The 12,842-nt window shown below is 57.8% G+C and carries 10 protein-coding genes; 6 read left to right on the top strand and 4 right to left on the bottom strand.

Annotation, left to right across the window (positions count from 1 at the left end):
- Positions 1-76 precede the first annotated feature (76 nt).
- A complete protein-coding gene (locus FGU71_RS04360; RefSeq protein WP_142787424.1) occupies positions 77-715 on the top strand; it encodes a hypothetical protein in 639 nt (212 codons plus the stop codon).
- Here FGU71_RS04360 and FGU71_RS04355 read toward each other — a convergent pair.
- The 4 genes from FGU71_RS04355 to FGU71_RS04340 form a co-directional block, all read right to left on the bottom strand.
- Entirely contained in the window at positions 712-1,485 is a 774-nt protein-coding gene (locus tag FGU71_RS04355) for a M50 family metallopeptidase (RefSeq protein ID WP_142787423.1), read from the bottom strand. The genes FGU71_RS04360 and FGU71_RS04355 overlap by 4 nt on opposite strands.
- A gap of 3 nt (positions 1,486-1,488) precedes the next feature.
- Positions 1,489-2,643 carry an AI-2E family transporter gene (locus FGU71_RS04350; protein WP_142787422.1) on the bottom strand — a complete coding sequence of 385 codons (1,155 nt, stop codon included), beginning with the start codon at positions 2,641-2,643 and terminating at the stop codon, positions 1,489-1,491.
- A gap of 69 nt (positions 2,644-2,712) precedes the next feature.
- On the bottom strand, positions 2,713-5,256 hold the full coding sequence (gene gyrB / locus FGU71_RS04345; RefSeq protein ID WP_142787421.1) for a DNA topoisomerase (ATP-hydrolyzing) subunit B: 2,544 nt from the start codon (positions 5,254-5,256) through the stop codon (positions 2,713-2,715).
- 96 nt (positions 5,257-5,352) lie between these two features.
- The gene (locus FGU71_RS04340; RefSeq protein ID WP_142787420.1) at positions 5,353-6,126 is read right to left on the bottom strand and encodes a PIG-L family deacetylase; all 774 of its coding nucleotides are present in this window, start codon (positions 6,124-6,126) and stop codon (positions 5,353-5,355) included.
- 82 nt (positions 6,127-6,208) lie between these two features.
- Here FGU71_RS04340 and FGU71_RS04335 point away from each other — a divergent pair, with 82 nt between their 5' ends.
- The 5 genes from FGU71_RS04335 (at position 6,209) to FGU71_RS04315 (ending at position 12,761) form a co-directional block, all read left to right on the top strand.
- Positions 6,209-7,747: a class I adenylate-forming enzyme family protein gene (locus FGU71_RS04335; protein WP_142787419.1), complete on the top strand. Its 1,539-nt coding sequence runs from the start codon at positions 6,209-6,211 to the stop codon at positions 7,745-7,747.
- Positions 7,748-8,668: 921 nt separating this feature from the next.
- Complete coding sequence (gene guaA / locus FGU71_RS04330) at positions 8,669-10,243, top strand: glutamine-hydrolyzing GMP synthase (protein WP_142787418.1); 1,575 nt, start codon at positions 8,669-8,671, stop codon at positions 10,241-10,243.
- Positions 10,244-10,434: 191 nt separating this feature from the next.
- On the top strand, positions 10,435-11,136 hold the full coding sequence (locus FGU71_RS04325) for an endonuclease III domain-containing protein (protein ID WP_142787417.1): 702 nt from the start codon (positions 10,435-10,437) through the stop codon (positions 11,134-11,136).
- 18 nt (positions 11,137-11,154) lie between these two features.
- Positions 11,155-11,826, top strand: coding sequence for an endonuclease III domain-containing protein (locus FGU71_RS04320; protein WP_142787416.1), 672 nt, complete (start codon positions 11,155-11,157; stop codon positions 11,824-11,826).
- A gap of 92 nt (positions 11,827-11,918) precedes the next feature.
- Entirely contained in the window at positions 11,919-12,761 is an 843-nt protein-coding gene (locus tag FGU71_RS04315) for a DMT family transporter (protein WP_142787415.1), read from the top strand.
- Positions 12,762-12,842: the final 81 nt, after the last annotated feature.

The raw sequence follows: 12,842 nt of genomic DNA, 5'->3' as shown, positions 1-12,842 counted from the left end.
CACTATTTTGCCGAATTGCCTTTAAGCGACACCTTTTCCACCCTACGTAAGCCCCAGTCAGGAGGGTGCGACGCGGATGGCATTGAGCGAACAGGCAAGAGCAAGCGAACGTGACCGGATCGCCCAGATGGTGCTCGATTTAGTTAAAGAACGCGGCACCGAAATCACCCATGCGGGCGCTATCAACGAAAGCGGGCTGACGCGCGGTCGGTTTGATCAAATTTTTGACGACTATGATGATCTGTTCGATGCGGTGGCGCAAAAATGGCTCCATCCGCACCTGTTGGTGATGGAGGAGGTGCTCGCAACGCACCTGCCACCGCAACGCAAAATGTACGAATTTTTCGCGCGCCGATTTGCCATTTCGCGCGAACGTTTTCGCGAGGATCCGGAATTCTTCACTATCCTTTGCGAAATGGGCGCGGCCAATATGGAGCGGGTCCGGTCGTTTGTGGATCTTGCCGATCACTATCAATGCGAGCTGATCGCCGAGGCGCAGGCGGAAGGGTTTTTCGCCGGCCTGGAAATTGATGAAACCTTGTCGCTGATCAATCAGATGGTGTCGGATTACACGCTCCCAGATGCGTTGCTGTATCTGGGTGACCGGCTGAGCGAGCAAAAACTCGCACGGATTGTCGATACGATATTCATCGGTCTTTCGGGCGAAGCAGGTAGCGAGGCTGCGGGTGTGAACTCGCTTACACTTGCGAATTAATCCCGCCGGAATTGCAGGACATTGGCTGGCCGTTTGGGCGGCGGTCGCAAGCGGTCTTCGTTAAGCGCATATTTCAGGCTTGCCCCGACCATGACCGCCGACATCGTCAAGAGCAATACGGCCCAGACCCAGTGCGGGAGCAATAATGCCGCTTCGATTTGACCCGTATCCGAAAGGATGCGTTGTCCGCCGATCACCGCAACTTCTGTGAAGAGATAATTGAAATCCGCGATCATACTCATCGCGGCGATCACACCGACGAATTGCAACACGAACCGGGCGACGCCGTCGCTGCCTTTCCATGCCGTAAAAGCGAGAGCTGCTGCGACCAGCGGGAGTACGGCAATGCCGACTGGCGAGCGGACATAGATGATCACCGATGCGAGGATAGCCGCCGAGACACCCCACAGCGATGGGCGCCACAATTTGCTATGCGCGCTCGCCATGATCAATCCGGCGCCAGCGATTGAGGGCGCGAGCGGGCCTCCTGCTGAAATCGCTGCGAGAATAAATACCGATGCGTCAGGATCAACGGCACTTTCTGCCACCCCCGATCCACTGGCGTAAATCATCAATTGTTCAAAATGCTGACCCATTAGCAATGCCGTTAAGCCGTGGCCCATTTCATGGAACCACGTTGTCAGGATCACAAACGGATAGATCAGATAATTGCCGAATGGCAGCGCGGGTAAGGCGACAACGATAATGCCAGCAAGCAACAAGCGTCCGACCTGTTCAGCCTGGCTTCCCGGTGCGACCAATGACTGCATCGCCTAAGCGCTGCTCGCCTGTTCGAGATCGCTGTCCTCGCGCGCTTTGCCATCGATATCGACACGGGTGCGATATTTCGCAGCGGCTTCCTCGTCTTCGGCTCTTTGTTCCTGAAGGATAGACCAGCTGGCAAGAAACAGGCCGGCGACAAGCGGACCCAGAACGATGCCGGAAAAACCCGCAATCGATAGCCCGCCCAATGTGGTGACCAAAATGATCCAGTCCGGAATGCCGGTATCGCGGCCGACCAGTATCGGGCGCAGCACATTGTCAGCGGAGCTGATGATAATCAGGCCTGATGCGAGCACAAAAATGCCCTCCCAGATGGATCCAGTTACGATCAGGCCGATGCCCACCGGGGCCCAAACCAGAGCGGTGCCCACTGCCGGGATCAAGGCAAGGATAGCCATCATCACTCCAAGCAGAAGAGCCGATGGCACACCGGCAATCATCATGGTGATCCCGCCAAGTGTACCCTGAACCAGTCCGACTACGCCGGAACCTTTGATCGTGGCGCGGACAATGCCGAGAAAACGTTCGGCCAGACGGTCTGCGATTTCGCGCTCCACCGGAACGGAGTGCAGGATTGTCTCGCCAATGCGCGATCCGTCGCGCAGCAGGAAATAGGTAACATAAAGGCCGAGGCCGAAGCTGAGCAGAAAGCTGAGCGCGCCGCTGCCGATTGAGACAGCAGAACTGGCGAGCATCCCGGCACTTTCACCAAGCAGATCCTGTAGCCGGTTTTGCGCCTCGGACATATCGTTCCAGCCGCTTTGATCGACCATGTCCTGAACCACTGTCGGCAACATGGCGTAAATCTGATTGGCCCATGCGGCAAGATCGATGGGATCGTCTTGAAGGGCTGAAACCAAGGTCAGCGCTTCGCCGACCACCATGGTGCCGATCCACAAAGCTGGCGCGATAACCGCGAGGAAGATGATCAACAATGTGATGATCGCGGCGGGGTTGCGCCTTCCTCCAACTTTCCTCAGCATCCACTTATAAAGCGGTTGAAACATGATCGCTGCGAGAGCTGACCATAATAGCGGGGTCGCAAACGGCCAGGCTATCCAGATCAAAAGAAAAGTGACAGCCGCCAGCACCAGCAGGAAGCTGACCTGCTGAAGCTCGAATGTGTGATGCGGTTCGCCGGTCATAATACTCCCGTATTACAGCGAAGTCGGCCCTCCGGGCCTAGATTACAAGGTGCCCGGAGATTGAGGCCGTTAAACATCAAGATTGGCGACGTTCAGGGCATTTTCCTGAATAAATTCACGGCGCGGTTCGACCACGTCTCCCATCAGGCGGGTGAAGATTTCGTCCGTGACATCGGCGTCTTCGACTTTCACCTGCAGCAAAGCGCGGTTTTCCGGATCAAGAGTGGTCTCCCACAATTGCTCTGCATTCATCTCGCCCAGACCTTTGTAGCGCTGGACGGAAAGACCTTTGCGCCCTGCGGCGAACACCGCATCCAGCAATTGGGTCGGGCTGCTGATCGTATCGTCGCCGGCGATGGCGGGCGAATCGTCAGCCTCGGCATCGGCGCTTGGCACATCATCTTCCGAAACGGCTGTGCTTCGAACAAGCCGGACTGGCGATGTGTAGGCTTCTGCTTGACCCACCGCGAGGCTGTGCAGTTTCTGTGCCTCGCTGCTGGTCAGGAACCGCGCATCAATTTCATGCGCATCGGTTACCCCGCGCCACAGCCGGGCAAACAAAACCGAACCGTCATCGCGGATGGTTGCGGTCCAGGTTGCATCGGCATCGCCAAGCTGCAGCCGCTTTGCCGTTTGATCGAGCGCTTTTGCGCGCTCATCGTTGGAAAGGGCAGGGTTGAGCGCTCCGGAAAGCGCCATTTGCTCAACCAGACCGGTTTCGTATTTGCGCGGAATAAAGGCGAGCAAGTTGCGCAGCCTTAACGCCTGTTCGATCAGATCGCGCAGATCGTCGCCTGATCGCGCTCCGCCTGCGGTTTCGAGCACGCGGCCCGACAGGCCTGCATCCACCAGATACCGGTCAAGCGCGGGCTGATCCTTCAGATACACCTCGCTGCGCCCTTTTCCGACTTTGAAAAGCGGCGGCTGCGCGATGAAAAGGTGTCCGGCTTTCACAATTTCCGGCATTTGGCGATGGAAGAACGTGAGCAGCAGAGTGCGAATATGCGCCCCGTCGACATCGGCGTCGGTCATGATCACGACTTTGTGATAGCGCAGCTTGTCGAGATTGAACTCGTCGCGGATACCGGTGCCCATGGCCTGGATAAGGGTGCCGACTTCCTTGGAAGAGATGATCCGATCGAACCGGGCGCGTTCCACATTGAGGATCTTGCCCTTCAGCGGCAGGATGGCCTGAGTCTTACGGTCACGGCCCTGTTTGGCAGAGCCGCCGGCGGAATCACCTTCAACCAGGAACAGTTCGGCTTTGGTCGCGTCGCGCTCCTGACAATCGGCGAGCTTGCCGGGCAGACTGGCAACGCTCATCGCGCCTTTACGACTCATCTCGCGGGCGCGCTTCGCGGCCTCGCGCGCGGCTGCGGCGTCGATGATCTTTTGCACGATGGATTTCGCATCAGCTGGATTTTCCTCCAGCCATTCGGTCATTTTTTCGCTCATCAAGCTTTCCAGCGGAGAGCGAACTTCTGAAGAAACCAGCTTGTCCTTCGTCTGTGAGGAGAATTTGGGATCAGGCAATTTTACGCTGACAATCGCGGAAAGACCTTCGCGCATATCCTCGCCTGTCAGGCTTACTTTCTCTTTCTTGAGCAAGCCTTCGCGGTCGGCATATCCGTTCATCGTACGGGTCAGCGCAGCACGAAACGCCGCAAGGTGGGTGCCGCCATCGCGCTGCGGGATGTTGTTGGTAAAGCACAGCACGTTTTCGTAATAGCTGTCATTCCATTGCAGCGAGACATCGATCCCGATGCCGTCCTTGTTCGCGGACACCGCGATTGGTTCTTCGACCAGCGGTTGTTTGTTGCGATCAAGATATTTGACGAAGGCCGCGATGCCGCCTTCGTAATACAGATCATGCTCAACCAGCTCTTCGTGGCGTTTGTCGCGAAGCAGGATGCGCACCCCCGAATTGAGGAAAGCGAGCTCGCGGTAGCGATGCTCCAGCTTGTCAAAATCGTAATCGGTGACGTTTTTGAATGTGTCGTTCGAATGATGGAATGTGACCCGCGTACCCTTTTTGAACCCGTTTTCGTCAGGGTTCTGGTCAACCTTGGGTGCATCACCGGTAATCTCGAGGCTTTTCACCGCCTCGCCATGCTCGAACCGCATCGAGTGTTCTTTGCCGTCACGCCAGATCACCAGTTCCAGCCATTCGGACAAGGCATTCACAACCGAAACGCCCACACCGTGCAGACCGCCTGAAACTTTATAAGCGTTGTCATCAGAGGTGTTTTCGAACTTACCGCCCGCGTGCAGCTGGGTCATGATGACCTCTGCTGCGGAGACCCCTTCGCCTGAGTGCATCCCAACCGGAATGCCGCGGCCATTGTCCTCAACTGAAACGCTGCCATCGGGGTTAAGTTCGATCAGAACCAGATCGCAATGGCCGGCCAAAGCCTCGTCGATTGCGTTATCCGAAACCTCGAACACCATGTGATGGAGGCCCGACCCGTCATCGGTATCACCGATATACATGCCGGGGCGTTTGCGAACGGCATCAAGGCCTTTCAGAACCTTGATCGAATCCGCGCCATATTCGCCCTGCATTTTTTCATTTTGCGACGGTGTAGAGTTATTCTCTGAGGTGTTTTCATCCATTGTCATTATATAGGCGCTGCACCGGCGAAACCCAAACTTTCTGAGGGCTTTTCGGGTGGTTTTTCCACCGACTGGGGAAGTGCGCGGCCCTGCGCTCTAAAACGCGCTGCGAAAGCTGATCTTTCCTTTCCAGATTGCCTGATCGAACAGCGGCATAATCCCTGCCCGCGAAGCGTCATCAAATTGGGTTTTGTGGCACTGTGCAGCGGCGACAGATCGGGCCAGATCATCATCTGTATAGCTGTAATTTACGGTCAGGAGATCAGGCGCGGTTTCGGCCCACGGACCGATTTCCGGCGCGGCGGTGATGCGCCCTGCGGCGATGGCTGAATACAACAGCGGCGGTCTGGTGCTTGCATCTATCGATTGTACGATCTGGGTCGTCAGCGCGCTGACCATGCGGTGATCGGGATGGCCATATCCACCGTCTGGGCCCCAAGTCAGGATGGCATCGGGGCGGCGATCAATGATCTGCTCGCGCAACGCCTTGGTCAATTTGGCCGCCGTGCTGTCTTCCGATCCCGCAGCCACCGCGAGCTCACCATCGCCAAATTGCAGGAAAACAGGCAGCGCGCCAAGTGCCTGAGCCGAGCAATATGCTTCCTTAAGCCGCATTTGGGCCAGCGCCTTGCCTTTTTCCATTCCGCTGACGCCGGGCCCGGCATCGCCGCTGGTCGCGTAAACTATAATGACGCGCGCGCCCTGCCGTGCCTCGCTGGCCAAAGCCGGGGCCATGAACAATTCATCATCGGGATGCGCCACAATCGCCAGCACTGTTCGCGGCACACCAGCGGGATGGCCCGATGCCGGCGCGCAGGCCAACAATGCGCCGGCGACCAAGGCTGTTTTCGCGATTGCCCATTTGTCCATCACGGAATCCCCCCTGTTCAATTCTGCCGATCAGTTTTAGGTCAAAGGCTGTCAGACACAAGCCGCAAGGATCAGCCGCACCATGCAGGATAAACTCGATCAGCCATTCGGCTCTTTCCCGGAAATTTTGCGCAACTGGGCGCAGGCCCGGCCCGATGCGATTGCTCTGGTGGACGAGACGCGCGATGTCGCATGGGCAGAATTGATCGGAGAGGTTGAGCGGCTGGCTGCGAGATTGATCGAAACCGGCCTGCGGCGCGGGCAATCTGTCGCCATTCTCGGATATTCGAGCGTCAATTATGCGCTGGTGTTTCTGGCGGCGGTGCGTGCTGGCGGCGTGGCGGCACCGCTGACGACGAGCGCGTCGGCGGAACAGCTCGGCGGCATGGCGAAAGATTCAGGCGCGCGGCACCTGTTCATTGATGCCGCCAAGGCCGAAGAACTGGGCCCGGATTTCATGGCCGATCTGATCCGTGTTCCTTTGGAGGACATTGCAGGGTGGATGGCCCCGCCGGGCAGCACAGCGCCGGATTTCAAGCCCGAACCCAGCGATCCGTTCAACATCATCTATTCAAGCGGCACCACCGGTATTCCCAAGGGTATTGTCCATTCCCACCAAATGCGCTGGCGGCAATTTGGCACCACCGCGCTGTCCTATCTGGCCGCTGGCTTGCCGGTGCGCTCGCTTGCTTCAACGCCGCTTTATTCCAACACCACCATGGTTGCGTTCCTGCCTCCGTTAATGGCGGGCGGCACGGTGCGCATCATGGGCAAATTCGATTGCGCGAAGTGGCTGGAAAATGCCCAGGCTGACAAAACCACCATCACCATGCTGGTTCCGGTCCAATATCAGCGTCTGATGGATTACCCCGGCTTTGACGATTTCGATCTGTCATCGCTGGCGCTGAAATATTGCACCTCTGCGCCGTTTTCGGCCGAGTTAAAACGTGAAGTGTTGGACCGGATGCCGGGCGGATTGATCGAGATTTACTCGATGACAGAGGGCGGCGTCGTATGCTTGCTCGCGTGCCACGAATTCCCGGACAAGCTGCACACTGTCGGCCGGCCTGCACCTGGTAGCGAGCTTAAAGTTCTGGATGATGAAGACAAACCGGTAGCGGCCGGTACGCCGGGCAATTTGATCGGGCGGTCCATGACCATGATGACCGGCTACAAAAACCGGCCCGACAAAACCGCCGAAGCGCAGTGGAGCGACCCCGAAACCGGCGAACAGTGGATGCGGATGGGCGATATTGGCCGCGTTGATGAGGATGGTTTTGTCGAGCTTGTCGGACGGGCCAAGGACATGATCATATCGGGCGGATTTAATATCTATCCAAGCGATCTCGAAGCCGAGCTTGCGCAAGAAGACGATGTGATCGAAGCCGCTGTGGTGGGCATCGCATCACGGCAATGGGGCGAAACCCCTGTCGGGTTTGCAGTGGTGAAAGAAAACGGACGAAGCTGCGAGGAAATCTGCGGCGCGGTAAACGCGCGGCTTGGCAAAACACAGCGTTTATCCGCGCTTTATCCGATCGAGGAAATGCCACGGAGCCATATCGGAAAGCTGCTTAAAACCGATCTGCGCGCGCAAGCGAAAAAATTGCAGGGCGAGCGCTGAAAAGGCTGAAGGCCGGGCTTGAAAAATGCGGCTTTCGCAGGGGGATCGCGAAAGCCGCATTCGGTATTTGAGACGAGGGGATATTCTATCAGACAATCAGCGTGTTAAACGAAACGGCGCTGATGCCGAGAGAGATGACGATGGCGATCATCTTTCCAAACAATGCATTCATTTTGCAGTACTCCTGTTGCGCGGCCGTTCGCGGGCCGCCCGAAGCCACGGGGGTCTGGCTTCTGGTTATAAATACGAAGTGCGGCGCAATAATGTTACCCCTTAGAGAATAAATATTATTGCGCACTGTAATCGGATTTGGCGATGGCCGATGACCAGAGCCGCAAGCGGATGGAGACGCAGCCACCGGAGTTGGGGGGGAGAGAATGGTGGCCGCGTCTCGCTCGCTACTAATGTATACCGCGCTTCTATCTGATCGGACCGGTTGGGCGTGAAACGCGCAAAAGATCCAACATGACAAGCTAGCAGGCAATTGGCCGCAGCGCGGGGACGCTGAACATACCATGTGAAGAGGGGGAAGTCGGCTCGGGGCTGGGGGGCACCTTTGCCGAAAGTCTCACATGGCAGGCCGCTTGCCGGTAACAAGCAGACTGGCAGGGCAAAACAGGTTTCGTTTTGCACTGCGCATAACAACAGGTTGCGGCGGGGAGAGGGTGCCTCAACATCTGCTGTGCCCGGTCATTTGATGTTCGATTGCATGAAACTCAAATGAGAAAATGTGCAGTTTTATTGCGTTTTTTGCAACATTATCTGCTGACGTTACGGCGCATTTGCTTCCTAGGCTGCCAGTCCTCTGGCCATCGGCTCTATTGGCCAAGCAATGCCGAGAGGCCCCAATCTTATCGACAGGCAAAGCCTTCCGGTCAGACCGCGCTGGACACACGCAGACGCGCTCCGTAATTCGGCCCGATGGACGCACAACATCTCCCAGATTCGATCCTCATTGTCGATTTCGGCAGTCAGGTAACCCAGTTGATTGCGCGCCGCGTGCGCGAGGCAGGGGTTTATTCCGAAATAGCCCCCTTCAGTCTGGCTGAAGAGGCATTTCACCGGATGAAACCCAAAGGCATTATCCTTTCAGGATCGCCCGCCAGCGTGCCCGACGAAGGAAGCCCGCGCGCGCCGCAAATCCTGTTTGATAGCGGCTTGCCGATTCTGGGCATTTGTTATGGCCAACAGGTGATGAGCCAGCAATTGGGCGGCGAAGTGCGGCCCGGCCATGAAACAGGCGATGGCGGCGAGTTCGGTCGTGCATTCCTGACTGTGACCAAAAATTGCGCGCTGTTCGACGGGCTATGGGCCGAGGGTGAGCGTCATCAAGTCTGGATGAGCCACGGGGACAAGGTCACCCAGTTTGCGCCCGGTTTTGAAATCGTTGCCACATCGGATGGCGCACCTTTTGCGGTGATCGCTGATGAAAAGCGCCGGTATTACGGCACGCAATTCCACCCGGAAGTGGTGCATACGCCCGATGGCGGGAAACTGCTCGCCAATTTCGTCCACAAGGTTTGCGGGCTTGCCGGTGACTGGACCATGGCCGCTTATCGCGACACCAAAATCGCCGAAATTCGCGAACAAGTCGGCGATGGACGGGTTATCTGCGGTCTATCAGGCGGCGTCGATAGTTCGGTAGCCGCGATCCTGATCCACGAAGCGATCGGCGATCAGCTTACCTGCGTATTCGTCGATCACGGATTGCTGCGCCTCAACGAACGCGAGCAAGTCGAAAGCCTGTTTCGCGATCATTACAATATTCCTCTCGTCGTGGTGGATGCCGAAGAGCGCTTTATGGCGGGCCTCGACGGGGTCAGCGACCCAGAGAAAAAGCGTAAATTCATCGGCGGAGAATTCATCGCGGTATTCGAGGAAGAGGCCAACAAGCTTGGCGGAGCAGATTTCCTCGCTCAGGGCACCCTCTATCCCGACGTCATCGAAAGCGTCAGTTTCACCGGCGGGCCGAGCGTCACTATCAAAAGCCACCACAATGTCGGCGGTCTGCCGGAACGCATGAACATGAAGCTGGTCGAACCGCTGCGTGAACTGTTCAAAGACGAAGTTCGCGTTCTTGGCCGGGAGCTTGGCCTGGATGAACAATTTGTTGGGCGGCACCCGTTCCCCGGCCCCGGCCTCGCAATCCGTATTCCCGGTGAAGTAACCAAGGAACGCTGCGATATCCTGCGTAAAGCCGATGCGATCTATCTCGAAGAAATCCGCAACGCCGGATTGTATGACGCGATCTGGCAGGCCTTTGCCGTTCTCCTTCCGGTCAAAACCGTGGGGGTGATGGGTGATCATCGCACATATGACAGTGTTTGCGGCCTGCGGGCTGTGACCAGCACCGATGGCATGACGGCTGATGTTTACCCGTTTGACGCGGGTTTCCTTACTGGCTGCGCGACCCGCATCGTCAACGAAGTGCAAGGCATTAACCGCGTCGTTTACGATTACACCAGCAAACCGCCGGGCACGATTGAATGGGAGTGATCGATTGACGCCGCGCACGTAACGCAGCGCGGACGCAATTCTCATTCTCTGCCTATCCGCCTTTCTCGGCATTATGGCGCCGACCCCGCGCAGACGGTTTCTCGATGTGCGCAATTGCACCCTTTAATCCGCGCTGAAACGGATCTGGCTGCCTTGCGCATTGGCTGAATTTGCGGGAAGGGCGGCGCACTATGCAGCTCAATCTTGGACCGGATAAACGCACAGATATATTGCGGCGATTGCAGGCCGCGATGATCGCGGCGTTCGGACGGATTGTGCGCCCTGATGAAAAACGCCGCGCCCCGGAATGGGTGCTGGTTCACGGCGTGATCGGCGCGCAGACGAAAACGGCGGCTTCCAACGCATCGACTGAAGCGCTGCTTGCTGAATTCGGAAGCTGGCGCGCGGTTGCGGATGTTCCAGTCGAAGAGCTTGAGGCGCGGTTGCAGGGTCAGACATTCCCAAGCGTCGCGGCCCGCCGGCTAAAGGATTGCCTCGAAACCATCATCGCCGAACGCGGCAGTGTTGATCTGCGGCATCTTTCCAACCTCAATCTGGAACACGCGATTGCATGGCTCGAAACGCTTCCCGGTGTGGCGCGCAAAAACGCGGCCGGGGTGATGAATGCCAGCACGTTCAATCGCAAAGCAATGGTGATTGATGGCCATCACCGCCGGATCATGCAGCGCATGGGTGTGGTTCCGCCAAAAGCCGATACCGCGAAAACCTATGATGCGCTGATGCCAATCGTGCCGGAGGAATGGAGCGCGGCAGACATGGATGAACATCATCTGCTGCTCAAAAAACTGGGCCAGACATATTGCCGGCCACGCGCGCCGCAATGCGAGGGATGTCCCGCCCGCGCCGATTGCGAGACGGGAACCAGCCTGTAGGCCAATCGCTGGACGATTATGCTCACCGAAACCGAGACTGAAATCGTTTACAAGCGGCTGTCCAAAGCAATGCCGGGCCGCACGAAGAACGCCAAAGGGCCAAAGGGTCAGCCCGACGCGTTTCGATCCTGCATTTCCTGTATGCTGTCTGCGCAATCGCTGGATCGCAATACAGCGGCGGCGACCAAGGCTTTGTTCAAGCTCGCCAAGACGCCCGAAGCTATGCTCAAACTGGACGATGCTGTCATCGCGCAGGCGATCAAGCCATGCGGGCTTTACAACAACAAGACGAAAAACATCCGCAAATTCTGCACCGCTTTGATCGAGGAGCGCGGCGGCGTGGTTCCCGATACGCGCGAAGGATTGATGAGCCTGCCGGGTATCGGCCGCAAATGCGCGGATATCGTGATGAGCTTTACCTTCGGCAAAGATGTGATCGCGGTTGACACCCATGTTCACCGGGTCTGCAACCGGATCGGATTGACCGGGGCCAAGACAGCGGAAAAGACCGCGCAGCAGCTGGAAGAACGCAGCCCCCAATGGGCGATGGCAGACGGACATTTCTGGTTGATCCAATTTGGCAAGCGCGTGTGCCGGTCACGCGTGCCAAAATGTGAAATCTGTGTGGTCAGCGATCTGTGCGAGACCGGACCGATGGATAATGGTGCAGTGGCGCCGCAAACGCGGTAACGCCGTGATGCGGTAAAGCAGTAACGCGGTTAAACAGTAACGCGGGGCGCGATGACAGCGAACCCGCCTGCACAGCCCTTGGAGAATCCGTTTTGCGCAGCGCCGCCGCCACCTTTGTTCTTGCCGGAATCGCAATCCTCGCTTTTGCCGGCAATTCCTTGCTGGCGCGCGCTGCATTGGCTGATGGCGCGATTGAGGCAGGTGCCTTTTCCGCGATCAGGCTGATTGCGGGCGCTGTGATCCTGCTTCCCCTGATCGGAAAACGGCCAAGCATCAGCGATGTGCCCGGTGCGATTGCGCTTGCGGTTTATGTCGCCGGATTTTCGCTGGCCTATCTGACGCTGGGGGCGGGGATGGGCGCGTTGATCCTGTTCGCTTGTGTGCAGGCGACCATTATCGGGGTGGGCATTTTCCAAGGGGAGCGATTGGGCGCGATGGGTGCCGCCGGGCTGATCGCCGCAATGGCCGGGCTGGCAGTCCTGTTGGCGGTGGGCGGGAATGATGCCGTGCCTTCGCCATGGGGTGCATCGGTGTTGATGGGCATCGCCGGCATTGCGTGGGGTGCATATACGATTATCGGCCGCAGTGGGGGCGATCCGGCAGGGCGCACAGCGCGCAGTTTTATGCTTGCCGCGCCGCTGATGCTGCCGATGTTGTGGTTCGATAATTCCGCGCCGAGCGCTTACGGGATGATGCTTGCGGGAATCGCAGGCGCCGTCACTTCCGGGCTGGGCTATGTCGTGTGGTATAAAGTCGCCCCGCGTCTGGGGCTGGCCACGGTGGCCAGCGTTCAACTGGCTACGCCTGCGGTCGCCGCGCTGGGCGGGGTGCTGTTGCTGTCAGAGCCGCTCGGGTGGCGGCTGGCTGCGGGCGGCGCGCTGATCCTGGGCGGAATTGTGCTGACGATCATCGGACCGCGGCTGCGCAGGTTTTGACGCTACGGCGCGGCGCGATCCAAAATCCGGGCTTGCAAGTGCACGGTTCATGCGCGAATTCTGCTGCAATAATCAGCCGGG

It is taken from the genome of Erythrobacter insulae, assembly GCF_007004095.1.
GTDB lineage: Bacteria > Pseudomonadota > Alphaproteobacteria > Sphingomonadales > Sphingomonadaceae > Erythrobacter > Erythrobacter insulae.
Note: the sequence above shows the minus strand (reverse complement) of the source record. Positions and strands in the feature narration are given on the sequence as shown.